The organism is Paractinoplanes bogorensis, from assembly GCF_018829635.1.
Classification (GTDB): Bacteria; Actinomycetota; Actinomycetes; order Mycobacteriales; family Micromonosporaceae; genus Actinoplanes; species Actinoplanes bogorensis.
The window spans coordinates 147,136-173,021 of sequence record NZ_JAHKKG010000018.1; the positions used below are offsets into that span (position 1 = coordinate 147,136).

Consider the following 25,886-nt stretch of genomic DNA (forward strand, 5'->3'; position numbering starts at 1 on the left):
CTCAGCGCACACCGGCCGGGCTCGCGGCGGCCGGACGGAACAGGGCCGCGAGCGTTCGGTGCTCGGCCACGTCGTCGATCGCGGGTGCGCGGAACTGACGGCTACGGACATGGTCGAGCAACTCGGCGTCGGGTGCCAGGCCGTGCGTTCGTACGTAATACGACACCGTGTCTGTCCAGACCCAGCGGCCGTCGGTGCGGTATGACATGGGCACCACGGCGCCGCGGCCCGCGTCGACGACGTCGGCCATCCGTTGCGTCGTCATCAGGAGTGGCCGGCCCGCTTCCAGATAGCGGGCGACACGCTCACGGTCGGCGTCGTCGAGCAGCGGATGGTCCGGCGCGAACCACGGCCCGGTCACCGGGTCGACGCCGTCGAACACCCGGGCGATGCCGATGCTGTACGGCTCCTCGGCCGTCCACAACAGAGCCGCGGCGCCCCGGGCCTGTGTCTGGTAGGCGGGCAGCTCGTCACCCGGCGCATAGGCCTCGACGGCGGATTCCGTCTCTTGCTGCAGCAACGCCGCCACGACCGGCAGATCGTCGGGCGGGACGTCGGCGGCGAGCACGAACACCCGTACCGGCGTGTCGCGTGGGTCGCTGAGACGCCAGGCGCGCCACAACGCGCGTACGGCGGGAATGCGAGTCATCGCCTCGACGGCCGCCGCGTCCGTCGCATCGGTGACGGCGGCGGTGAACGAATAGGGCACGTCGGTGAGGTCGAGCAGTGGCGGCGGGGCTTCCGGGGCGAACACCGCCGGATCGGCCACGGCGGGCTGGAAGTCGGCCGCGGGCATCGGCCACTGACCGGGCCGGGTCTCCGACAGCCCCGCCACCGCATCCGGCTCGGCCGCGGCCAGCAGCGCGAACTCCTCGTCGGTGGGGGCGAGCCCGGCCGCCGCGGCGATCGCGGCCACCGCCCGGGCGACGTCGGCCACCCGGCCCTCGGCCAGCGCGGTGCGGGCCGCCGCCATGTCGGCATCGGGCGCGTATCCGGCCACCCGCAGCAGCAGCCGGTGGAACTCCGCCCCGTAGGTCACCGTCCGGAACTCAGCCATGGCGCCATTCGACCACGCTCGTTCGTGCATGATCGATGCCGGAAAGCCCGGTCTGCCCTCAAACCCCCGCGCGATGGTCCGCAAGCGCCCGCTGATGGGCCCGGATCGCGTCCCACCAGGCCCGCTCGGCCTCGGCAACGGAAGCATCGGCGCTGGTCAGGTCGGAACCCTGCGCACGCAGTCCGTCGCGCGCGGCCACCGCCGTGGTCCACGCCTTGGACGCGTCGGACAGTTTTTCGGCGCTTTCGCGCAGCGGTGCCGGGACGTCCTCACCGGTCATGTCGCGCGCGGCCGAGTCGGTCAGGCGGATGACGACCGCGTCGTGCACGCGCAGTTCCGTGCCGCCGGAGCGGGTGCCCATCGGCGCGCGGCGGGTGGGTTCCGACGTCACGACGAAACGGAATTCCATCCCGTACGCATAAGTGCGGGTCAACTTGTCGGTCTCGGCGGCCACTTCGGCGGTCGTCTGTTGCGCGGCGGACGTCTTGCCGGTGGTCGCCTCGGTCTTGAGCTGCTGCGCCGCCGTGGATTCGAACAAGGTCTGTTCGCGCTGCGACGACGCGCTCATGGCGCCGAAGTTGGGCCGGCTGCCCGTCGGGGCGCCCACGCCACCGCCCGCCGCGGGCAGCACCGCCCCGGCCGAATACGTGGTGCCGGTTGTCTCCTCGCGCTTGGTCTCGTTGTCGTGGGTCGCGCTGCCGGACAGTTCGACGCGGGCGTCCACGCCGCCGAGCCGGGGGTGCGGGACGAGCCGCGCATCGACGTGCAGCGTGCGGTCACCGCCGCCCGGCAGGGGCACCCGGAACGTCCCACTGAGCATCGCCGGCAGCGCGGTCTTGAGCGTTTCGGCGCTCAGGCCGTCGCGCAACGCGGCGATCGTCGAGGAGTCCACGGTGACGCCGGAGTCGGCGATCGCGCGGGCCGCGGCGGCACGCAGATCCTTCATGTCGGCCGGCACGTGCTCCACGTTGAAGCGGCCCGCCTCGGGCAGACTCGGATGGCCGGGGGCGTCCCGCCACTTCTGCCGGGCGGTCTCGGTGCGCTGGGCGCGGGGGAGCGCGGTGGACGGGTCGGCAATGCCCAGGCGCGCGTCACCGGTGACCGGCGGGGGCAGCGTGTCGCCGGCCAGGGTGTGCAGTTTGACCGGCCGCACCTGCACGTCCCGGGCCACGATCGGGCTGCCGGTCTCCGTGCTGCCGCTGCCGAGGCGTTCGCCCCGGCTGATCGTCAGGTCGAACTCGACGTCACCGTTCCACGCCGCGACCGGTCCCTTGACCGCGGCTGCTCGTTTGTGCGTGACCTTGGCCGTTTCGACACGCTTGGTGTCGCGGCCGAACAGGTTGGCCGTAGCGCGCAATCCGGCGGCGAGCGAGCCGGTGGCCGCGCCGTGGCCGGGGCCGGCCGGATCGGACCCACGGAACAGTCCCATAACACGGGCCGCGCCGGTGATGCCGAACGCCGTCCGCTGCGAAGTGCGCGTGTCCGTCGTCGTCAGCACCACCTTGCCGGCCGTGCCGAGTTGATCGACGTGCTCGATGCCCGCGAACTGTGGCGTGTCGGAGAAGCGAGCCTGCACGGTCAGGTAGTAGGTGTGGCCGCTGAGCCGGTCCTCCAGGCGCAACGGCTGGCTGCGACCGCCGTTTAGCGCGGTCGCCAGGTGCCGGTCGAGATCGGACAGGAATTCCTGCACGGTTCGCGCATTGTCGTGCGGTGTGCGCAGCGGCGAAGTGGGCAGCAAACGCTCGGCCGCCTGGGCGCCCAGCGTTTCGGCCAGCCGGCGCCGCAGGTGCGGGATGCGGTCGGTGAGGTCGATCGGGGTGGTGACACCGCCCAGCCCGATCGAGGCCGGCGGCGGGGCGAGGGCCGGCGCGGGCTGCCCCTCGGCGGTGTCCGGCGGCGTCCCCGCTGGCTGCTGGCCGGTGACAGTGGGCGCGGGCGTAGAGCTGGGCGCGGGCGTAGAGCCGGACGGCGCGGGGGTGGGGCGTTGGGCGGCCAGGTCGAGGAGCTCCTGGCGCTTGGTTTCGTGCAACGTGTTGCGCGCGGCGGTGTGCACGTCGCGCAGTTCGGTCTGCTGCCGCTCCTGGGCGAAGCGCAGGTCGCGGAAGGTGCGCCGCTGCTCTCGCAGCAGGTCGTCGCGGGTGTCCGGGTCGGCCGCGGCCCGCTCGAACACCTGCTGCCGGGCGAGCGTCCGCAGCGCGTTCCGCTGGTCCTGCACGAGACGCGCGGTCTCGTCGACCTGATCCTGGCCGAGCGCCTGATCCCGGTCGGCGTGGGCGCGGTCGAGGTCCGCCTCGCGCAGCCGGTGCACCTGCTCCTCGGTCATCCACATGACGACCGATCCGGGCAGCTTCACCTGGTTGCCGGCCCGGTGCACGCGGTCGTCCGAGAACACGTCGAGGCGGTCGATGTTGCCGCGGCGGCGGGTTTCCGCGATTACTTCGGCGTCGATGTCGAGGCGTACGGGAACACGGTTTTCCGGCCGTCCGGTCAGCCGCACCCGGGAATTGCCGGTCAGTTCCTGGCCGCGGGCCTTGCCCCAGCGCCGGGCGAACGGCTGGAACTGTGCCATCAGCAGCCCGCCCGGCCCGGCCCGCCCGGTCAGCCCGGAGAGCGAGGCGCTGCCGGTCGCCGAGACGGACGCCTCCCACTGGGTGCCGCGGCTCTGCTTGCCCGCGGTGCCAACGGCCAGGCTCCGCTTGGTCTTCTCGAACTCGCGGCCGGACAGCACCTGCGGGTTCGAGGGGCGCAGCCGTACGCCGGCCCGGCCGTGCACGTCGGCGACCCGGCGCGGATGGGTCAGTCCGTCGAGCACCACCGGGCGGCTGAACAGGCGCGGATCGGCGCCCAGGCTCTCCGGCGAGAACGCGTCGGCGATCGCGGACGACAGCTTGCCGTCGGGGAAGCCGAAGATGGGATCGCCCGAGGCGGTGACCAGAGTCTGCTTGACCGCGGCCTGCAGTTCGGCGGCTGCGGTGAACGCCTCGACGCGGTTACCGTCGAGATCGCGCGAATATCCGCCGGGCAACTGGCTGACCGGAGCGGGCCGGGCGATCGGTGTGCTCGCCGCGGGCACGGTCGGCGGTGCGGCCGGGGGCGGGGTGGTGGTGACACGGTGTTCGGGCACGAGCAAACGAACATCCACGCGATGGCTCCGTGCGGCGGCGACCGGCGGATTTACCGTACGGGGAACGTCGCGGCCCGGAAGTCCCAGCGTGAGCCGCCGCCCGCTGGTGTTCAGGCGCTTGTACGAGGTGGCCTCGGTGGTCAGCGTCAGCGGGGCCAGGAACTCGACCATCCGCTGGTCGGCGATCGACCCGTCGTCCTTCAGGGTGGCACCGTGGTCGTGGGTATGCGAGCCGCTCTGGGTGACGCCGAGCGTTTGCGACTCCGTACCGGTGCGAGAGACCTTCGGGCCGAACGCCAGGGTGCCGAACAGGCTGCTGAGCGCGCCGTAGACGCGGCCCTCGATGCTGAACTCGGCCTTGTCGGTGCGGTTGCGGCCGGCCTGCGTGCCCGTCTTGGTCTTGAGCTTGCTGCCGCTGTCGAACTTGGTGCCGGCCACCACGCCACCGTCGGAGAGCGCGCCGACCTGGCCGGTCACCTTCACCACGGTGTGATAGTCGTGCAGATGGCCGTTCTTGACGATCGGCACCTCTAAGCCGGGCCCGACGATGCGGTCGAGCAGCATCGCGAGCTGCCGATCGGAGAGCGCGTTGCGGGCCTGGGTGTCCCGCGCGATCAGGGCCTGCACGCCCGCGGTCAGGCCGTCGGTGAGCGCGGGATCGTTGAACTGGCCGAGGAACGCGTTCGACAGCACCTTGTAGTCGCGCCGGCCGGGCACAGTACGCAGCGCCTGGGACACCGCCTCGTACAGGCGGTCGCCGCTGTTGAAGTCGTCCACGATCGTGCCGCCGAACGACGTGCCCTGCTCGACATGCGCGGGCGCGAACAGTTTGCGGTCCGTACCGCGCAGTCCCGTCCATCCGGGCGTGGTGTCCGCGGACAGTCCGGCCCGGTCGATGCGGTCCTGCCGCGCCCACTGGATGCCCTCGACCGTGCCGTCGAGTTTGGTCGCGGGTTGTCCGGGCGTGCGCACTTCGAGGTCGTAGACGACCTGGTAGCGCGCGGCCGGCCCGGTCACCTTGGTGGTGTCGGACGACGTGGTGTTGGCCGTGTGTTCCTGGCTGTGCTCGGTGGCGTGGCTGAACCCGCCGCGCGGCCCGATCGCGAACCGGGCGACCCCGGTCTCGGTGCCCGCTCCGACACCGCCCGACAATCCGACCGTACGGCCGGCGGTGTTGGTGTCCTTGCTCTCGCTGCTGTGGGTCTGCGTGTCGGTGTGGGTGGCCTCGGGGACGGTGTCGGTCACCTGGACGAACCGGGGGACCAGCCGCATCTGGACAACGGCGTCGCGGGAGCGGTGCAGCCGGTCGCGACCGTGCTTCGGGCCGTGCACCAGCGGATCCGAGGTGATCCAGCCCGCCTCGGGATGCCGGTCGCCGTCCGGCGCGACCATCGTGGGCAGCTTGCCGGTGAACGTCGCGTCGTCGAGGAACTGTTTGAGCGTTTCGCGGCCGGGCGCGCCGATCGCGGTCACGCCCGGCGGCAGCATCGTGGCGACCTGGTCGAAGAAGTCGTTCTGTCCGGCTGGGCGCGCTGTCGCGCTCTCGACCCCGAACCGTGTCGGCAGGTCGGTCGCGGGCGTCGCGGTGCCGATCGGCTCGGTCAGACCCTTCGGGACGCGGATCGCAGTGTTCGCCTCGCTCACCTGCCGGCCGATCTGGCCGTCGGAATTGCGCAAGGTGAGCACGAAACGAACAGGAACCTTGGTGTCGACGCCGTTGTCGACCTCGACCGAGGACTTCTGCGTGAATTCGTTGTCGTGGGCGGCCGTCCGCGTCTCGGTGGCGCTGCCCGGGAACTGCGCGCCGATGTCCGCGACCAGCGGGGGCAGCGCGGCGAAGGCGGCCCGCGGCTCCAGCTGGGCGTCGTGCTTCACGGTGGCGGTGCGGGAGTCCTTGGCGCTCGTCTTGGTCTCGACCTTGCCGGGTTTGGCGGCCTTCTCGCCGACGGTCATGCCGTACCAGTCGAAGACCGCGCGGACGACCAGTTCGGCCGGTCGACCGTCGACGGCTACCGCGAACGGGCGGCCGTCGCCCAGGAACGGGGCTACGCCGCTCTCGGCGAGGCGCTGGATCTGCTCGGCGGTCTTGGTGTCTACGCCCTGCTCGGTCAGGGGGGTGCGCAGGTCGGCGTTCTCGGTGCGGCCGAGCTGCTTGGCCAGGCCCAAGCTGCGGCTCTCGCGCAGGTAGTCGGGCAGGTCGCGGCGGACGCTGACCGGGGTGTCGGCCTTCTCGGCGGCTTCTGCGGCTGCCTCGGCTTCTGCAGCCGCTTCGGCTTCTGCGGCTGCCTCGGCTTCTGCAGCCGCTTCGGCTTCTGCGGCCGCTTCGGCTTCTGCGGCCGCTTCGGCGTCGGGATCCTCGGCTACGGTCTCGGGCACGTCGAGCGGGTGCGGCGCCTGCTCCGGCCTTTGCCGCGGACGCCGGGCGGGGGGCTGCTCCTGCTCTTCCTGCGCGTTTTCCTCTTCCTGCGCGTCTTCCTCAGCGTCCGTCGACTGCTCGTGTTGCGCGCTTTCCTGTGCGCGCTGTTGCGCGTTTTGGTGCGCGCTTTGTTGCGCGCGCGGCTTCGGCGGTGTCGGCTGATCCTGTTGTGTGGACTGCTCGGTCTGCGGGGTCGGGGCAGGGCCGTCGCCGAACGCGGTGCGCAACGCGTCGAGCGTCGCGAGGTTGGCCGCGCGGGCCGCCCGCTGGTTGGTCAGGGCGGCGTTGAGCTGAGCGACCGCCTCGGCGCGCAGTCCGCTGTCGACCCGCCGGCCGGTGTCCGGATGCCGCTGCTCGGCCGCGATCACCAGGTCCCGGGCGCGGCTCACGTTGTCGGCGGCCGTCTCCAGGGCATCCTCGGTGCGGCCGAGCGCGGCGAACAAACTGATCGGATGTTGCCGGGCGGGTGGCGTCGGCGGGAGAGCGTTGGTGAGCGAATTGTTCGCTACAGTCACTTCGCGCAGCCGCTCGTCGAACGCGGCGTCGACCTCGGCCGGCGTCATCAAAGCTGTCTCGGCCGCAGACTCCTCCTCCTCGAAGAAGGCGTCGAGGCTCTCCAGCTTGGCGACGAGGTCGCTCATGGTGTCGGGCGTGTCATCCGCCTCGTCGAAGAACTCGTCGAGGCTCTCCAGCCGGGCGACGATGTCGTCCATGCCGGGCGTGTCGTCCACCTCGTCGAAGAACTCGTCCAGGCTCTCGAACTTCGCCAGCAGGTCGGACCACGTGTTCTGCGGATTGTTGGGCAGGGCGAGCAGTTCGGAGTACGCACGCTCGTCCGGAAACTGCCCCTCCACGGCCACGTTGGCGCGCAGCTCGTCCTCGGTGAGACCGGGAAGTGAGCGATATCTTGTCCAACTGTCGTCGTAAGTGAGCGACGGATCGACCAACTGCCCGGCGGTCATCACCTCGTGCACGCTGTGGACCTCGTTGGGCACCAGGTAGGCGATCAAGGCCTGCTGCAGGAGCGGCAGATCAACGTCCAGACCCCATTGCGTACGCATCCGGTCGGCCAGCCCGAGCACCAGATAGGTCGACCCGGACGTGCCGGTGCGCACCAGTCCGCCGGTCTGTTCCGCGCTGTGGTGCAGTCCGGCCGTGAGCGCGATGTGCATCTGCTTGTCCGCCGCCCGCCAGCGCAGCCGACCTTGCTCGTCGACCGCGTGCGCCTGCTCCCGCGAGCTCAACGGAGGGCGTACGGAGGAAGGGGTTTGATCTGTCCGCAGTTGATCCTCGAGGCCCTCGCGGTCGGCCGGAGTCTGCCGGCGGAACTCGCGCTCGGCGGCGATGTCCGGATGCCGGTCGATCGGGCCGAGCTTGTCGGCCAGGGCCTCGTTGCGCGCGATCGACCACAGCAGCGTCATCCGCTCGCGCAGGGTGCCGTTGCGGACAACCTCGAGATTTTGCGCGTACGCGTGATCGCCGCCGACGGATCCGATCAGTTTCGGATCGCGCTCGCCGACCAGCGGCTTGAACCGGCGCGGCAACTCCTGCCACGCCTTGTCGAGCACCTTGGCCACCTCGGTGTTCACCTCGGGGCGTTCGGCCAGATAGTCGCCAAGCCGTTGTTCGAAGGTGCGCGCTTCGTCGACATAGCGCAGTTTGGCGTCGAACAGGACGTCGTTCATGGTGCGCTTCAACGGGGTGAACGCGACGGCGCCGTCGAGCGACCGGTCGGCCTGCAGCTCGTAGTCGGGCACCGTGCGACTCATCGGGGGATGGCCGCTCGTGTGCCGCCAGCTGCCCGGCTGCCGCAGATCGGGCGAGACGCTCAGGACGCGGCCGCCCGGCGTGGTCCACGGGGTCTGCGTGGGCGCGGTGACCGATGTGATGCCCGGTTGTTGCGCGAGTCGTACGTCGTAGTCGTTCGCGGCCGTGCCCGGTGCGACCAGCACAATCTGCTTGCCGTGCGAGCGCGGATCCTCGTTGATGCGTGCGGCCAGTTGCTCGGGTGTGACGATTTTGCCGTCGACCACGACGCCGTCGGGCGTTCCGTCGGCGAACACCAGGTATTCGCCGGGGCGGGCCTCGATGCTCTGGTCGACCGGCCCGTCGGTCAGCGCCAGACCGGCCGGCACCTGGACGGCCGGAGGCGCCGACTCGTGCGTGTCCAGTTGGCCCGTGCCGGCTCCGGGGCGGTAGTCGTGCCACTGGCCCGCGGTGTCGTCGAAGTACTGCCAGCGGCCGGTTTCCGGACTCAGGTAGAACTGGGTGCCCCGGGAGTTCTCGAAGACCGTGGTGCCGTTCTCGTCGGTGAACAGCGGGCGGGCCTGGGCCGGTGGGGTCTGAGCGGGTGCGCTCGGTGCCGGATAGCGGATCGGGGCGTTGCCATAGCGGAGGCCGTCCGACTCGCCGGTCGCGGCTCGCGGCGGGGCGTTGCGGTAACGGGCGTCGTCCTTCCGGTTCGGCTCGGTGGCCGGTGGCGGGTCGCCTCCTGGTGGTCTGGCATCGTCTGTCGGTGGTGGGGCGCTCGGGCGCATGTCGGCACTTTCTCGTGCCTCCTGCGCGCGCTCGAGGCTCTCCTGGATGGTGTCGGCCGTGGGCAGGTCGGAGGTGGTCGATTCGACGGGCTCGGTCGTGGTGTCGGTGAAAGTGTTCCAGTGGCCCGGACTCGTGAGATCAGGGCGGGGACGGCCGTCCGTGCCGAACGTGGTCGCGTCGGTCGTGAGCACGCGACCCGACGGGGTGACGAATGCCGTGCGGTCGGGCGCCGTCACCGACGTGATGCCGTCCTGACGGGCCAGCTCGGCCGGGAAACCGTTCGGATCGCTGCCCGTATCGCACGAGATGAGCACGATCTGCCGGCCCCGCGCAGCCGGGATGTCCTGCAGCATCGCGGCCAGCTGCGGGGCGGTGACCAGTTTGCCGTCGGCGACCAGGCCACGCGGGGTGCCGTGGGCGAACACCAGGAACTGACCGTCGCGCGGCGGGAAGTTGCGCGCGGCCTCCCGATTGAGCGTTTGGTCATCATCGAGCAAGGTGATGCCGGCCGGAACGTCCCTCGGCTTCGGCGGGTTCTCGTGCACCTCGCGCGGGATGTCGGTGGTGGTCCAGCTCGACGTCTGCGGGCCGGGCTCCTCCGTGGTCTCCGGTGCGACCACGATCTCGCCGAAATGCGGGTACAGGTCGTTCCACGCGTCGACCGGGGTGAGCGTCAACTGGGTGAGCTCGATCGACGCCTTCCAGTCGCAGCTCGTGTTGCCCAGCAGGTCCTTCAGCACCGCGCCGAGCGGCCGGTCCACGTGCTGGCTGCGGAGACCGAGGCGCTCGGGGATCCGTACGGAATCCAGGGTCTGCGGATCGTCGATGACCCCCTGATCGGTCAGCCATTGCGCGATGAAGTCGGAGTCGACCGGCCGGTTCTGTGCGTGCGCGTCGGCGGTCACCTGTGCGCGCACATGCTCGGAATCAGTGACCGTATCGCTCAACCATTGCCGCAACGGCGGAGCTAGCTCGACGTCGGGACCGTTGGTGGTGGCGACGGTCGGCCGCTGCCGCCAGTTGAACACCTTCACCTGCGCGTCGAACTGGTCGACACCGTCATGATCGGGATGCTCGGGCGCCAAGTCGAACTCGTTGCGGCTCTCCGCCTGCCGCTCCGGGTTCCCACTACTCATGATCATGCGGGTTGGCGCGTCCCCGTAGAACGTCGACACCGCGCTGGCCAGTCCCCGCAGGTCGGCCGGGCCGTCCAGTCCCATGGACGAGGCCAGCCGCCGTACGCCGTAGTAGTGCACCTCCGGCGGCTGCGCGGCCTGGTTGACGAAGTCCTGCACGCCTGTGTCCCGCAGCACGCTGTCGAGCGAGTTCTCCAGGATGCCGACCGGGGCGCGTTCGTTGAGCGCGTTCAGCTGGCCGAGATGTTCGTCGCGGACATTTCCCAGACCGATCCGGTCGATCCGGCCGTCCGCCTGCAGCTCGGCGAGCACGTCCCAGGCGCGCTGGGTAGCTTCGGGTGTGCCGCCGTCAATGTTGTGAATGAGCACGCTGTCGAGGCGCCCGCCGAACTGATCGGTCACCTGCGTGAGACGCTCGTTCAGTTGCGCGGCCGTTTCATTTTCCCGTACGTCGAACTTGTAGACGAGCTCCACATCGTCCCGCGACGGCCCGTCCGGACCACTGAGCACATCGGCCACGGCGTCGGTGTTGCGGTAGCTCTCCGCCAGATCAAACCGGCGGAACCCGTTGTCCAGCGCAGACTGCACCTGAGCCCCGGTACGACCGTCCACCCCGAACGCGGCCCACGGCCCTTCGATCGCGCGCGGCCCTGGTCGCTCCCGGCCAGCGGCCCCATCGCGCGTTCCAGCATCGCGCGTTTCCGTGTCACCGGTTTGGTCGTCTCGCGTATTCGCGTCGCGCGTTTGGTCGTCGTGCGTTCCCAGGTTGCGCGTTTGGTCGTCTCGCGCATTTGCGTCGCGCGTTTGGTCGTCGTGCGTTCCCAGGTTGCGCGTTTGGTCGTCTCGCGTATTCGCGTCGCGCGTTTGGTCGTCGTGCGTTCCCAGGTTGCGCGTTTGGTCGTCTCGCGCATTCGCGTCGCGCGTCTGGTCGTCCTGCGCGCCCTGGTTGCGCGTGTCTTCGCTGCGCGTTTGGTCGTCGCGCACTCCTGGATTGCGCGTTTGGTCGTCGTGCGTGCTCGTGATGCGCGTGTCGTCGCTGGGCGTTTGGCCGTCGTGCGCTTGCAAGCTGCGCGTTTGGTCGTTCGGCGCCGCGGGGTTGCGCGTTTCGGTGTTCGTGTTGGTGTTGTTCGGCTGCGTGCCGCGCGTGTCTGTGCCGCGTGGGTTGGTGTTGGCCGGGGCGGAGCGTCGGGCGGGGGACGTGTCGAGGTCGACGAGCGTACGGCGGCGGCGGTGTTCCTTCGGGCCGGGGTCGGGAGCCGGCTGGCGGCCGCGCGTGCCCGTCTGGATCGGGATGTCGTTGGCCGGACCGCCCTTGGCCTCGAGTTGTTGCTGCAGCGCGTTGCGGACCGAGTCGGCGCGCTGCTGGGCCATCGCGGTCGCGTGCGAGTTGGGCATCGAGTCGGGCATCAGGCGCACCAGGCCGCGGCCGTTCGCGCCGGCCTCCACGCTGATCGCGGGCGGCGTCAGGCCCTGCGCGTCCCGCCATGCGGCCACCTTGGCCGCGGTCTGCACGAACGAACGGATCGCCGGAGTCTCCGGGTCCACGTTCTGCTGTCCGGCGGTGAAGTCGACCGACGCCGTACGGGCGGCATGGCCCCCGACCACCACCAGCGTCATCGGGTTGACGAACGACGGCGATTCCTGCTGCGCGGCGAAGTGCGACTGCTCCGGAGTGTCGCCCCAGGCCCGGAAATGCCACAGGTTCTCGTTGTTGATGACCTCGGGGGAGTCGTTGAGCAGCTGCAGACGCGCGATGGTGGCCGACTGAGCGAACGCGTTCGGATCGCTCAGTTTGGGCGCCAGCTTCTCGAACTCCGCCCGATAGCGGTCATCCGTCTTGCTCGGATCGGCCACGAACTGCTCGACGTTGCGCCGCAACGCCTCCGTCGCCAGATCCTCCACTTTAGAGTTGGGACGCGAGTTCTCGAGGGTGACATGCACCTTCGCGTCGGCGCTCTCGGCCACGACGCCGGCGAAGTGATAGCCGTACGCGCCGGTGCGCGTTTCCGGTGTGCCGTTGCGCGAATGGTCAATGTCGAAGGCGGCGTCCCGGCCGTTGCCACGGTCGCTGATCGACTGGGTCAGATAGCCCTCGCCGACCTGCGCCCGAGCGAACTGGTTGATGCCGAGCGCCTGGGACGACTCGACCATCTTCGGGTCCTGGTTGACCGCCATCCCGTAGTCGCGCCCGGGACGCGGCGCACCGTCCATCCGGCCGTTGTTGCGCGTGTCGCGGGCCATGACGTCGCGCGCCTGACCGGTCGTACGGGGAAAATCGTTCTTGGTCATGGCCTCGGCCAGGTGGAAGACACCGGTGACTTCCATGCCGTCGTTGGCGACCACGGGCACGGCCTTGGGCGGCTGCCCGTCGGGGCGCAACACGACGTGGCTGGGATCGCCGCCGAGCACGTTGGCGGCGAAGTCACGGCACACCGACGGCATCGCGCGGTCGAAGCTCGGTTGCACCATGACGAGCGTTTTGCCGTCGACCGTGACGGTGTTCTCGGGCGTTGCGGTCAAGGTGACGGCACTGTTGGCTGCGCGAAGTTGTTCGTTCAGCGCCGGAATACGGTTGGGCGTCGTGTAGAACTCGTTCTTCCGCCCGTCCGGATGCGCGTTGACGGCGATCGTGCCGTCCGGCGACACCCGGATCGGCGGATGCTGATCGGCAATCGTGGGACGGCGGACGACGAACCTGGGCACCACATCGGGTCCGCGGTCGACGATCTCCGGCTCGGGAATGGTGCGGGTGAAGGGTGGGCCTTTCCCCGCCCGCACGTCGTAGTCGTCGGTGATCCGCCCCGCACCCGCGAAGGGCGGCACCTGGGACGGGAACGCCACCGCCATCTCGAGGTCGTCGGCGGTCTCGGTCTCGGGTTCGGCGGTGACCCCCTGCGGCGTGACCGTGTTCCACTGCGCCGGCCTCAGCTGGTCGCCGGCCGTGACCGAGGCGGTGATGATTTTCCCGTACGGGGTCACGAACGCGGTGTCGCTCGGCGCGGTGACGGTCGTGTCACCGGTGTAATCCGGTTCGTTGCGGCGTAGACGGTCGACCTCGCGGGCCAGTTCGGCCGGGAACCCGTTCGGGTCGCGGCCGGTGTCGCACGAGACGAGCACGATCCTCTTGCCGCGCGAATCAGGATCGTTGTGAACGATCTGCGCCAGTTGCGGTGCGGTGACGAGTCTCCCGCCGACCACGACGCCGTCCGGGGTGCCGTGCGCGAAGACCAGGAACTGATCCGGCCGGGGCGGGACCTTGGTTGCGGCGTCCTGGGCCGCGCTGTCCTGGGAATCGAGCAGTGTCAGGCCGCCGGGCACCTTGTCCGGGGTCGGTGCCGTGTCGTGAACGGGGAGGCCCAGTTGCTCGTCCCAGAAGGAGTCGCTGTCCGACACGGTGTCCTCATCGAAGACCGAGTCCACATCGGACGCGACATCGGAATCGGTATCGCTCCGATCCGTGGCCGTGTCACCGGTGTCCGTATCCGTGTCACCTGTGGTCGTGTCACTGGTGTCCGTGGGCGAGTCACCGGTGACATCCGTGTCCGTGACACCGGTTTCGGAAGCCGTGCTTGTGTTTGTGTTCGTGTCACCTGTGGTCGTGTCACTGGTGTCCGTGGACGAGTCACCGGTGACATCCGTATCCGTGACTCCGGTTTCGGACGCCGTGCTTGTGTTTGTGGCCGTGTCCACGCGGGTTTCTGTGGTTGCGTCCGCGCGGGTGTCGGTGGCCGTACCTGCTTCTGCGGTTGGGGCGGCGCGGGTTTCTGTGGCTGCGTTTGTCGCTGTGCCTGCGGAGGGGTCTGTCGTTGTGTCGGCGCGAGTGTCCGTGACTGTGTTTGCGGCGGCGGCGTCGTTGGCCAGGTCTTCGTGAGTGTCGGTGTTGGTGGTCGTGTCCGTATCGGAGGCAGTATCCGCGCTCGGGTTGCCGGCTGGAGCGGTGACCGGGTCGGCGGCGATCTGCGTTTGCGCGCTCGGAACGGGATTGGTGTCCGTTCGGGTGTCGCTGGTCGGCCCGTCGACGGCGAGGTTGTTGGTCGGTGACACCGGTGTCGATGGCGCAGTGGAGGGGTTGTTGTCCACTGCGCGGGTGCCGTCGGGGCCGGGCTGCCGAACTTGGGCGTCGCCAGGATTCGATGCCGTCGCCTGGGTGCCAGTCGCCGTCGGGCTGCTCGCCATCGGGCTGTTCGCCGGGTTGCTCGCCGTCGTGTTGCCTGTCGTCGGGCTGCTTGCGGTCGAGTTGCTGGACGGCGGCAACACGACCGGCGAAGCCGATGGGGCCGTGGTTGCCGTCGGCGCCGGTGGGGCTGCGGTCGCATCGGTCGTCGAGTTCGGGGCGGGTGCTGGGTTCGTCAGCGCTGCCGGTGAGGGAGAGGCGATCGTCGGAGAAGCCGAGCCGGAGGTATTGGCCGTGTCCGGGTTCGGTGTGGCCGGGCTAGGGCTGGGTGTCGCGGTGCTGGGTGTCGCGGTGCTGTTCGTTGCGAGGTTGGGGGTGGCCGGGCCAGGGCTCGCCGTTGTGGACGACGCCGGGTCGGGTGTTGTGCTGGGCGATGCCGGATCGGAGGTCCCGGCATTGGGTCTAGCGCTGCTGAGCGATGCCGAGTCGGAGATCACGGTAGTGGGTGTTGCGAGGTCGAGTGTGCCCGGGCCGGGGTTGGCTGTTGTCGACGCCGGATCGGGCGCTGCGGCGCTGGACGTTGCCGGGCCGGGTGTGACCAGGTTGGGAGTTGCTGTTGTGGGCGATCCCAGGTCGGTTGTCGCGGGGCTGGGCGTGGCTGGGCCAGGGGTGGCGGTTGTATGCGATGCCGGGTCAGGAGTCGCGGGGCCGGGCATCGCAGTGCTTGGTGTTGCGGGGGCGGAGGGGCCGGCTTGGGGCGTGTTCGAACTCGGGGTGGCGGTGGCCGGCGCGGCTGGGCTGGGGGTCGCGGGCGTGGGTGTGCCGGTGGCCGGCGAGTCCGAGGTGGGGGTGGTCCCGGCCGGGGCGGTGGGAGCGGCATTGGGCTGAACCGGCGTTGGAGTGGTGGGTGCGTTCGTTGGTGGGGCTTGGGTTGTGGACGCGTCCGGGGTGAGCGCGGGGGATGCGCTCGAAGGCGTGGTGGACGATCCGGGGAGTGGCGCGTCGACGGTCAGGTCTGAGGTCGCGGCTGGGGGTACGGCTGGGCTCGGGGCTGCGACCGCTGGGGCCGGTGTGTCGAAACCGGGGAGGCCGCCGGTCGGGCTGGGTTGAGCTCCGGGCTGTGTGCCCGTCGGAGCTTCTACACCGATTACTACGGGGCTGGTCGCCGGTGCAGGAGGGGAGACGGCAGTCGGCTGGCCGACCGGACTGGTCGAAGGGCCCGGTGTCGTAGGACTGGTCGGCGGGGTGCTGATACCGGCGTTGGTTCCCTGTGGTCCTGGGTTGCCGGTTGCTGGGGTCGGGCCGGTGGTGGGTGCTGCTGCTCCGCTGCCGACAGAGGTGTTTCCGCCGATCGGGGCTGACCCATTTACAGCGGACGGCGGTGTCGCGCCGTTCGCAGTTGGCCCATCGACGGTGACTGGGCCAGGAAGGTTGGGAGCGGCTGCTGCCGGTCCGCTCGTCCCGATCGGACCGGAAGGATTGCTGCCCACCGGGACCGGACCACCGGTGGCTTGCTGGCCGGACGCACCCGGAGCGGCTGGGCCAGGCGCGTTGGTATCGAGCGGGCCAGGCGCAGCAGGGGCCGGTGCGTTGGGGACCGCAGCGCCGACCGGGGTGTTTGCGTCCGCAGGTGTCGGAGCGTTGGTGTCGATTGGCGAGGGTGTGCCGGCCGCTGAGGTGGATGCGTTGGCTCCAGCCGGGCTTGGCGTGCTGGTGTCGGCCGGGTTGGGTATGCCTACGGGAGCCGGGTTGGCTGTGCCGACGGCGACCGGGGGAGAAGTGCCCGCGCCGGCTGGGGGAGGAGTGCCCGCGCCGACGGGGGAAGGCGTTGCCGGATTCGCTGTGTCGCTGATGGAAGCGGGCGGATTGCCGCCGACCGGAGCGGGTGAGCCTGCGCCGCTCGGGCTTGGTGCCTCTGGTCCGACGGGAACGGGCGAGTTGACACCGGACTGGTTCGTGCCGGGTGCCACAGGTGGCGGGTTCACGTCGGCCGGTGCCGGTGCGTCGCCGGTGATCGGGGCCGGCGTACCAACGTTCGACGGTGCCTCGGCTCCCGGTGCGAACGGCGTTGGAGTGGCGCCTGGGGGCGCCGAAGCAGGCCCGGGTGCGGGCGACCCGGACGTGCCGGATGCGGGCGTCTGGGCTCCGCCCGGCACACTCCCGGGCGGAGTGTTGAGACCGCTGGGCGCGGTCGTGCCGCTCGGGCTCGCTACGACCGGCGCAGGGCCCGCAGGTCCGACACCGGTCGGCCCTGCCCCGGTCGGCCCTGCACCCGTGGGCCCTGCCCCGGTCGGTCCCGCACCCACCGGCCCCGCACCGGACGGAACGTCAGGTCCCTCGATGCCCTTCGGCGTCGGGCTGCCCGGCCCGGCACCCGTGTTCAACTCCGGCGGCGGCTTCAGCGCACTCGGATCCGGCGTCGGCCCGAACTGATTGCCGAACTCCGTCGCGTAATGGTGGGCCATCCCGCCGATGATCGAGGACGAGAACGTGGCGAACGGGTTGAAGCCGCCCCCGCCCACCATCATCGAGAACAGGCCCTCGAACAGGGTTTCCGACAGGCCGGACAGGGTTTCCCGGCTGTAGACGTTCTTGTTGATCTTCGGGTAGAACTTGCCGCCGATCTGGTGCATGCCGGCCACGCCGGCGCCGATGAAGACGCCGCCGGCGAACGACATCGCCAGGTCCTTGTAGTCGAAGCCGTCCTTGCGGTTTCCCTCGGCGATCTGCATCAGCTGGGCCGCCGCGCTCTGCCACAGCTCCTCGAGGCCCTCCTGGATGCCCTCCCACATGATGCGCATGAGCATGTTCTGCAGGCGGGAGCGCAGGAAGTTGATGAGCGCGCTGACGATCTCCTGGCCGATCTTGATCAGGCCGGGGACCGCCGCCGCGCCGAAGCCGGTGGACATCGCGATCGCGATCTCGACGACCTGGGTGAACGCGGCGATGACGATGTTGTACTGGGTCGACTCCGAGTCCAGGGCGAACTTGTACGCGGCGTCGCCGAGCGAGGTGGAGATCTGCGCGCCGGTCGGCACGTTCTTGGTGATGTCGCCCTGGAACTGCGCGAACGCCGTCGCCGCGGGACCGCTCAGGCTGCCGCTCAGCGCGTTGCCGAGGTTGGCGGTGGCGCCCAGGCCGTTCAGCAGCTGACTGGTGAACCCGTACAGCTCCTCGCCCATGGCCCGCAACGCGGTCGGGTCGGCCTCCGGGAACTCCTCACCGACCCCGTACAGGATGAGGTCGTACGCCCACTGCCACTCGGGGTCGTTGGGGATGTGGAAGTCAGGCATCGCCCGGAATCAGCGGGCTCGGGGTCCCGTCCGGCGCGTAGCTCAGCACCAGCGGCTGGTATCCGGGCTGCGTCGCGTCGGCGGCCGGGTTGTCCTTGACGACGAACAGTTGCCGTCCGTCGGGTTCGATCGGCTGACCGTCGGGCGTGGTCACCGTCGTACCGGAAAGAGGGGTTATCGACTCGTAGAGGTTGGCGTCGACACGGGTCGTACCGTCGGGAAAGGGGTTAAGGGCCTGCAACCGGTAACCCTCCGGCAACGCCTCACCGCCGACGAGCGCGGTTGTGTACTCGGGTTTGAGCATCATGCTCGAAATGGCCGGCATCATGGGCGAGGCGGCCTCGGCACGCACACTTCGCGCAAAAGTGTGCGTGGGCTCCAGTTCGGGCGCCTCGACGGCCATCCGCGTCGACCGCATGGCGCGCATAAGGGGTTGGCCCTCGTCGGGCGAGCTTTCCAAAGGCAGAGCGGCTACCCGCGTACGGCGTAAAGCCTGTAGGGGTTCTCCCTCCGCACCCTCGACCGGTGCAGGAGGGGCCGCCACCGCACGACGGGCCTTCGGCGCGAACGACTCCTCGAAGTCGCCCTGCATCTGCCGCCCGACCTCTTTCGCGCTCTCGTCCGCCTCCGCATACGCCTTACCGAACGACTGCAGCCCTTCCGCGGTGTACTGCAACGTGCCCTTGACCCCGCCGATCAGGCTTTCGAGGTTGTCCAGGCCGGCCAGGAACTTGGTCGAGAACTGCTGCCCCATGTCGTCGTTGCCCCACGCCTTGGAGTAGCGCTCGCGCAACGACACCAGGTTGGCCAGGTAGGTGTCATAGATCTGCACATGCTCGCCGTACGCGTCACCGACCGAGACGACACCGTCCGGGTTGACGTAAAGGCGTCCCCGCGGCTGGGTCATCGCGGTGTCCGACCAAGACCGAGCATTTCCCGTACGCTCGTAGCCATCCTCGGCTCGGCCGGAAGATAGGCGTCCGTCCCCGCGGAACCGTCGACAAGTGCCCGCGCGTCCGTGCCCTCGGGCAGCATCGGGGCCAGCACGGCCGCCGCCTGACCCGTCACGTCCTCTTTGGCTTCCCCGTACGCGGCCAGGATGACCTCGGTCAGGTCGGCCGGCGTGAGGCGTTTGTGGGCCGAGGTCGGAAACTTGATGTCGGTGAGCACCCCGTTCTGGCCGACCGTGACGGTCACCTCACGGCGGGGTGAGGTGGCGGTGGCGGTCAGCGCCCGCATCTTCTGCTGCATCTCGGTGAGGCTGTTGCGCTGACGCTGGTACTCCTCGAACAAGCTTTCGATGCGCTCGTTGAAGTCCATGCCCACCTCCACGCCGGCGAAGAGTCGGCGTTCAGTGAAGATCGGTGAGCTCGCGGCGCGGAAGACTTGTCACGGTTCCGGGGGACTTTCGTGCAGACGCCTTTCCCTACCCGTCCCTGACCGGTCACGGATCGGGCGAACGAGTGCACTCTTGCCCGTCTTTCGGACATCCGGTCACGTGCCGTCCTTGCCGGGGAGGAGGCCGATGATTCAAAACTCTTGTGCCCGCGTGGTGGTTCCCCGCCCGGGTGCACGACCCGACCACCGGCACCCGACGTGAGGAGTTTCTGCCGTGACGATGCCACAGGTGCAAACCACCGAAGAGGGCATGCAGCGTGCAGCCCAGGAGTTCTCCGACAAGGCCACCGAGTTCACCGGCTCGCTGCAGGCCGTGAACAGCCAGATGGCCACGCTGCAGGGGTCCTGGACGGGTCAGGCCTCGGCCGGCTTCAACCAGGCCATGGACAGCTGGGAGGGCGCCTTCCAGCGGGTCATCAACGAGCTCATCAACATGCTCGACGTGATGGGCGTGACCACCAAGGGCTACATCCAGGCCGAGGACGACGCGGCCAACACGGCCAACTCGTTCGGCGCCGCACTTCCCGGCGTCTGACCTTTTTCGCGTACTCAAAGGAGGTTTTGATGTCGAACTACACGTTCAATTTCCAGCAGGCCGACGCCGTGCTCTACGACATGAACGCCATCAACCAGCGCATCAAGTCGGCGCTGGCCCAGATGGAGCAGACCGTCGAGGCCAGCCTGGCCGAGTGGACCGGTGCCGCCCAGCAGCAGTACTACGTGTCGAAGGCGGCCTGGAACCAGTCGGCCGACCAGATGACCGTCTACCTGGACCAGGCCCGGGTCACGCTGCTCCAGATCTCCGACAACTACGGCACCACCGAGCAGCGTCACGCGCAGATCTGGAACGACGTCCGCGGCGGCTGATCACGGCGTACGCCGGCCGTCGTCTCGGCGGCCGGCCGTCCTCCACCGATGAAGGGAAACCGGCCCGATGAGCATCGACTTCAGCTATGCCAACCCCGAGGCGGTCGACGCGGTCGGCATCCTGCCCAAATACGACGCCGAGCACGGCTTCGAGAACGGCTGGGCCCGCTCGGTCATCGAGCGTTGGCGCACCGACTACGACGGTGACATCGACTGGGACGACGACGAGCAGGCGCTGGTCGACTGGTACACCGACGACGTCATCCAGCACGACGAGTGGAAGGCCATCGTCGAGCAGCACAACAAGGACGTCACCCAGGAGGACAACGTCACGGTCACGCCGTACGACGAGGACAACCCGCCGTACGACATGCCGGAGAACACGTTCGAGCACCCGGAGGACACCGAGTACTCGGGCGGCAACAACCCCAACCAGGAGCTGGCGGTCAGCACCGAGGCGCTGCGCCACGTGGCCAACCAGATCGGCGCGATCGTCGGGCTCGACGACGGCGGCTCCAACCTCATCCTCACCGCCCGCAAGCAGCTCGGCGACATCGCCATGCTGCCCGGTGGTTTCGCCAAGGCCGAGGTGCTGCGCCAGAAGATCGAGGGCGTCAACTCCAACGACGCCGGCCTGCGCGGCGACGCCATGGGCCTGCTGCTCGCCTCGCACGAGGCGCTGCTCGCGGTCAAGGAGGGACTCCTCAAGATCGCGGACAGCTACGACAACGCCGAGGAATTCAACGAGATGACAACCACCCAGCTCGGCGACAACATGGGCAACGCCTGGGGCAAGATCGACGGCTTGGCCGACTACGGGCAGAGCAGCGGTACCACCACCGGCGGAAACCAGTAACACGGTTTTGAGGGCGGAGACATGTCGGACGACAACGAAGCGTGGCAGAACTCAGCCGAGGAAGAAGCGACCTTCCGTCCTCAGACCATCGACACCAGCAACCTCCTCGACTACGAAGCCTGGGCCGAGGAGGAGCGTGGCTGGCGCAAGCTCCTCGCCGCGGTGACCGGCGGCGCCGCGCTGGCCACCGAGGCGGGCCAGACCGAGGCGGCCAGCCTGGTCAGCCCCCAGTCGGTGATGGACGCCGCGGTCGCCTTCCAGCGCGCCCAGGAGACGCTGACCTACCTCGAGGATTTCGTACGCCGTCAGTCCGACGCCGTCGCCGGTGCCGACCGGGCGTGGCAGGGCCAGGCCGCCGAGGCCTTCCTGGCCAAGATGCAGCACTTCGCCGACTGGCTGGGCAACCAGTCCGAGCGGATCGCGGGCGCGGCCGGCACCAACAACATCAACTCGATCCCGAACCAGCTCTACACCAGCGCCAACTACCTGTCGTGGGCGCAGCAGACCATGCACTACCTCGACTCGTCGTGGGCCAGCATCGCCGCACAGAACGGCGTCGGCGACGGCAGCGGGAAGATGGTGCCGATCAGTGGTACCCAGTTCGAGAAGCCGATGGCGCGCCAGATGTCGCAGGTCGTCGGCACGGTGGCCGGGCAGTACGACTTCACCTACAGCTCGGTGGTGCCACCGGACGGCACCGGCACCCCCGAGCTGACCACGCCCAACTTCACCACGCCGAACTTCACCAGCCCCTCGTTCAGCGCCCCGCCGATCACCACGCCGCCCAACATCTCGACCCCGAACATCAGCACACCCAACATCAGTACGCCGAACATCAGCACCCCGAACATCTCGACGCCCAACCTCTCCACGCCTAACCTGTCGACCCCCAATCTCTCCACGCCGAACCTGTCCACGCCCAATCTGTCCACCCCGAACGTGTCGACGCCGGCCTTCAATCCGGGCGGCGGCAACGGGCCGGCCACGAACGCCTTCACCGCGCCCGAGGTGACCCCGCCGCCGACCGGCTTGTCACTGCCGACTGGCGGTGGCGGTCTGGGTGGTGGCCCTGGCGGTCTTGGCGGCGGTCTTCCCGGCCTGGACGGTCCCGGCGCGAACGGTTCCGGTGGCAACGGCTCGTTCGTGCCCCCCGTGGTGCCGAACGTTCCGGGTGCGGGCGGCTTCGGTACGCAGAATCTCGGTACTCAGAACAAAGCCGTCGTCCCGCCGCAGGTCAGCACGCCCGGCGGTGCGGGCGGGGGCGTCGGCAGTGTCGAGCCCCCGACCGTGCCCGCTCCACCCACGGCCGGCGGGCTGGGCGGTAACGGTGCCGGTGTCGACGTTCCCGGCCTCAACTCGCCCGGCGGCATGCCGATCGGCGGCGCCCCCGGTGGCGGGGCCGGCGGCCTGAACGCCTCGGGCATCCCCGACGCCCCCGACGCGAACGGCCTCCTCGAAGGCGACCAGAACGACTGGGACGGCGCCGCCCCCATCATCGGATCGCCCAGCGCGCCCGGCGGCATCGGTTCCGGAGGGGCCGGCCTGGGCGGTGGCATGCCGATGATGCCGGGCGCTCCCGGTGGTGGCGGTCTCGGCGCGGGTGGCGCCGGTATCCCGGACTCGCCCGACGCCGGTGGTCTTGTCACCGGTGACGCGGGTGACTGGCAGTCGTCGATCCCGTCAGTGGGTTCGCCGGAAGCGCCGCAGGGCATGCTCCCCGGTGGGGCCGGCCTGGGCGGTGGCATGCCGATGATGCCGGGTGCGCCCGCTGCCGGTGGTCTGGGCGCGGGCGGCGTGGGTATTCCGGATGCACCGGACGCCGGTGGTCTTGTCACCGGTGACTCGGGTGATTGGCAGTCGTCGGTTCCGTCGGTGGGTTCGCCGGAGGCGCCGCAGGGTGTGTTGCCTGGTGGGGCCGGTCTGGGCGGTGGCATGCCGATGATGCCGGGTGCGCCCGGTGCCGGTGGTCTGGGCGCGGGCGGCGTGGGTATTCCGGATGCACCGGACGCCGGTGGTCTTGTCACCGGTGACTCGGGTGACTGGCAGTCGTCGGTTCCGTCGGTGGGTTCGCCGGAGGCGCCGCAGGGTGTGTTGCCTGGTGGGGCCGGTCTGGGCGGTGGCATGCCGATGATGCCCGGCGCGCCCGGTGCCGGTGGTCTGGGCACGGGCGGCGTCGGCATTCCGGACGCGCCGGATGCGGGCGGGCTTGTCACCGGTGACGCGAACGACTGGAGCCCGTCCGGTGCGGGCGGTGTCGACGGTCCGGCCGCGCCGGGCGGTGCGTCGGCCGGTGGTTTCGGCCTGACCGACCCGCAGTTGCCGGCCGTGTCCGGACCCCCGAGCGGTACGGCTTTGCCGGGTGCCCCGATGATGCCCGGCATGCCCGGTGCCGGTGCCGGTGCCGGTGGTGGCGGCCTGGGCGGCGGCATTGGTCTTCCCGACGCGCCCGACGCCGGCGGTCTCGTCACCGGTGACGCGGACGACTGGAATCCGTCCGGAGCGGGCGGTGTGGACAGCCCGTCCGCGCCCGGTGGCGCCTCCGCCGGTGGTGTCGGCTTGACCGAGCCGGTGCTGCCGACCGGCCCCGGTTCGTCGAGCGAAGCGACGGTCCCGGGCACGGCGATCCCCGGCGCGGGCGTCCCCATGATGCCCGGGATGCCCGGCACCGGCGGCGGTGGCTTGGGCGGCGGTTCGGCGCTGCCCGACTCCCCCGACGCCCAGGGCCTGGTGTCCGGCGATGCCGACACCTGGAAGCCGTCCGGCGTAGACCTCGACCTGCCGAACGCCCCGTCCGGCACCGAGGCCGGCGGCTCAGGCCTGCTGGTCCCCGGCTCGTCCTCGCCCGGTAACGGCATCACCGCGCCGGACCTGCCGAGCTGGGACGGCTCCGGACCGAGCATCTCGGACAACGGTATCGATATCCCCGGCTTGCCCGAGGGCGGCTTGAACGTGCCAGGCCTGCCCGACGGCGGTGTTTCGGCGCCGGGCCTTCCGGAGGGCGGCGTGGCTGTGCCGGGCCTTCCCGACGATGGCGTTTCTGTGCCTGGTCTTCCGGAGGGTGGCGTTGATGTGCCCGGCGGCGTCGGTGACGGGTCGGGTGGTTGGGGCAGTGGCGCTGAAGTGCCCGACGGTGGCGTTCAGCTGCCGGGCGCCCCGGAGGGCGGCTCTGACCTGACCGGAGCTGGTGAAACGGGCGGGCCGGCCTCGAGCGTGCCGCCGGCCGGCATGCCGATGATGCCAAGTCAAGGACCAGGGGCCGGCCCTATGGGCGCGGGCGGTGGTCCCGGCATCCCGGACACACCCGATGCCAGCGGCCTGATCGGAGCCGACGGGGCCGATTGGAGCCCGTCCGGGGCGCAGTTGGAGAGTCCGGCCGCACCGGCCGGTACAGCAGCAGGCGGCGCCGGCCTGACCGTCCCGGAATGGCTGGGTGGCAACGACTTCGGCGTCACCGACGGCCCCTCGATGGACCCGGTCGACGAGGTCGACCTGCCCGACACCGGAACCGAGCCGACCGGAACCACGCCAGCCCCGGCCAGCGGTCCCGGCATGCCACCGATGATGCCCGGAATGCCAGGCATCCCCGGCAGCACAGCCGGCCCAGGCGACCCGAGCGGTCCCGACCGTTCCGAGGCATCCGGCCTGGTCGACGCCGACAACACCGACTGGCAGCCGACTACCGCCGCCGACAATCCCGCGTCGACCGGAGGCACCCCCACCGGCGGCGCAGGCCTGGACGGCACGGCCGGCAGCGGGACGGTCGACGGCGTCAGCTTGGACGCGGCAGCGGGCGGCATTGAGCCGGGCGATCCTGCAGGCCTGGACGGCACGGCTGGCAGCGGGTCGGTCGACGGCGTGGGCTTGGAGGCGGCAGCGGGCGGTATTGAGCCGGGCGATCCCGCAGGCCTCGACAGCGCGGGTTTCGGACAGTCGCCGGACGGCAGCCAGGCCTATGGCGGTGTGAGCGCAGAGCCCGCACCGCCCACATCTGACTCCTGGTTCGTCGTGTCGGACCCTGTGACGGCCGTCCCGTCCACGTCCGACAACTTCGGGTCGCCGCCCACCTTTGCCGAGCCCACACAAGACGTGTCGCCCGCAGCGCCGGAGCCCCAACCCTCAACGCCCATAGTCCCGGAGACGGCAATGCCGGCCCCTGTTGCCCCGGAGTCCTTCGTTAGTGAGTCCTCACTCGCAACGTCCGCCAGCGAGTCCTCGCTTCTGACGCATGGCGGGGAGCCTGCCCTCCCCGCGGACGTAAGTGAGTCCTCACTTCCCGGGGATGCCGGTGGATCTGCGCTGGCTGTGTACGTTAGTGAGTCCTCGCTCCCTGGGGATGCTGCTGGACCTGCGCTGGCTGTGGACGTTAGTGAGTCCTCACTTCTTGGGGATGCTGCTGGACCTGCGCTGGCTGTGGACGTAAGTGAGTCCTCACATCCCGCGGACGTCGGCGAGTCTGCGCCTCCTGCAGACGTAAGTGAGTCCTCACAACCGGCGGGTGACCTCACGGCTCCTGGCCAGCCCGCTGCGCCCGCGCCGGAGAACATCTTTGCGTCGTGGGCGCCTGAGCCCTCCGGTGCCGATACTCCGGCTGTGTCCTCCGGTTCGGCGGCCTCGGACGGTTCGGCGCTGCCGCCTCCCGGGACCGGCCCCGAGCCGTCCGTGTCAGGCGTAGCGGATTCGCCTGCGCCGACGGGATCCGAAGTGGGCGCGCCCACCGAACCGGCTGCTCCAGCTGGTCACGAGGGGCCTGTCTCGGCTGAGCCCCAGGCGTCGGCGTCGGCGGGGTCTGAGCCGCTGGCCCCGGTCGGTTCCGACGTGTCCGTGCCTCAGGTGACTGCCCCGGCTGGTTATGAGGCGCCTGTCTCGGTCGAGCCCCAGGCGTCGCCGTCGGCGGGGTCCGAGCCGCCCACCTCGGCTGGTTCCGACACGGCCACCACTACTAGTCCCCAGACTCCTGCCCCGGCCGAGTCTCAGGCACCGATCCCGGCTGAGCCTCAGGCACCGATCTCGGCCGAGTCTCAGGCACCGATCCCGGCTGAGCCTCAGGCACCGATCTCGGCCGAGTCTCAGGCACCGATCCCGGCTGA

10 protein-coding genes are annotated in these 25,886 nt (G+C 70.1%); 6 read left to right on the plus strand and 4 right to left on the minus strand.

All coding sequences use genetic code 11. The annotated features are described in order from the left end of the window. Position 1 precedes the first annotated feature (1 nt). Positions 2-1,057: a hypothetical protein gene (locus tag KOI35_RS42820; protein ID WP_215795478.1), complete on the minus strand. Its 1,056-nt coding sequence runs from the start codon at positions 1,055-1,057 to the stop codon at positions 2-4. Between the two features lie 58 nt (positions 1,058-1,115). Further along, positions 1,116-13,664, minus strand: coding sequence for an aldo/keto reductase (locus tag KOI35_RS42825; protein WP_215795479.1), 12,549 nt, complete (start codon positions 13,662-13,664; stop codon positions 1,116-1,118). A gap of 478 nt (positions 13,665-14,142) precedes the next feature. On the opposite strand from KOI35_RS42825, the gene KOI35_RS42830 reads away from it, so the two are divergent. Both KOI35_RS42830 and KOI35_RS42835 read left to right on the plus strand, forming a co-directional pair. After that, positions 14,143-15,273 carry a hypothetical protein gene (locus tag KOI35_RS42830; protein ID WP_215795480.1) on the plus strand — a complete coding sequence of 377 codons (1,131 nt, stop codon included), beginning with the start codon at positions 14,143-14,145 and terminating at the stop codon, positions 15,271-15,273. Positions 15,274-17,220: 1,947 nt separating this feature from the next. After that, positions 17,221-17,538 carry a hypothetical protein gene (locus KOI35_RS42835; RefSeq protein WP_215795498.1) on the plus strand — a complete coding sequence of 106 codons (318 nt, stop codon included), beginning with the start codon at positions 17,221-17,223 and terminating at the stop codon, positions 17,536-17,538. Between the two features lie 132 nt (positions 17,539-17,670). Here KOI35_RS42835 and KOI35_RS42840 read toward each other — a convergent pair whose 3' ends face one another. Together KOI35_RS42840 and KOI35_RS42845 are read right to left on the minus strand one after the other, a co-directional pair. After that, on the minus strand, positions 17,671-18,585 hold the full coding sequence (locus KOI35_RS42840) for a hypothetical protein (RefSeq protein ID WP_215795481.1): 915 nt from the start codon (positions 18,583-18,585) through the stop codon (positions 17,671-17,673). After that, the gene (locus KOI35_RS42845) at positions 18,582-18,998 is read right to left on the minus strand and encodes a YbaB/EbfC family nucleoid-associated protein (protein WP_215795482.1); all 417 of its coding nucleotides are present in this window, start codon (positions 18,996-18,998) and stop codon (positions 18,582-18,584) included. The genes KOI35_RS42840 and KOI35_RS42845 overlap by 4 nt, the downstream gene beginning before the upstream one ends. 292 nt (positions 18,999-19,290) lie before the next feature. Here KOI35_RS42845 and KOI35_RS42850 point away from each other — a divergent pair, with 292 nt between their 5' ends. From KOI35_RS42850 to KOI35_RS42865, 4 genes are all read left to right on the plus strand, one after another. After that, the gene (locus KOI35_RS42850; RefSeq protein ID WP_215795483.1) at positions 19,291-19,611 is read left to right on the plus strand and encodes a WXG100 family type VII secretion target; all 321 of its coding nucleotides are present in this window, start codon (positions 19,291-19,293) and stop codon (positions 19,609-19,611) included. A 29-nt stretch (positions 19,612-19,640) separates the two neighbouring features. Next, on the plus strand, positions 19,641-19,943 hold the full coding sequence (locus KOI35_RS42855) for a WXG100 family type VII secretion target (protein ID WP_215795484.1): 303 nt from the start codon (positions 19,641-19,643) through the stop codon (positions 19,941-19,943). Positions 19,944-20,010: 67 nt separating this feature from the next. Further along, entirely contained in the window at positions 20,011-20,799 is a 789-nt protein-coding gene (locus KOI35_RS42860) for a hypothetical protein (protein WP_215795485.1), read from the plus strand. 21 nt (positions 20,800-20,820) lie between these two features. Then, a partial coding sequence (locus tag KOI35_RS42865) for a WXG100 family type VII secretion target (protein ID WP_215795486.1) occupies positions 20,821-25,886 on the plus strand: 5,066 nt, incomplete at its 3' end.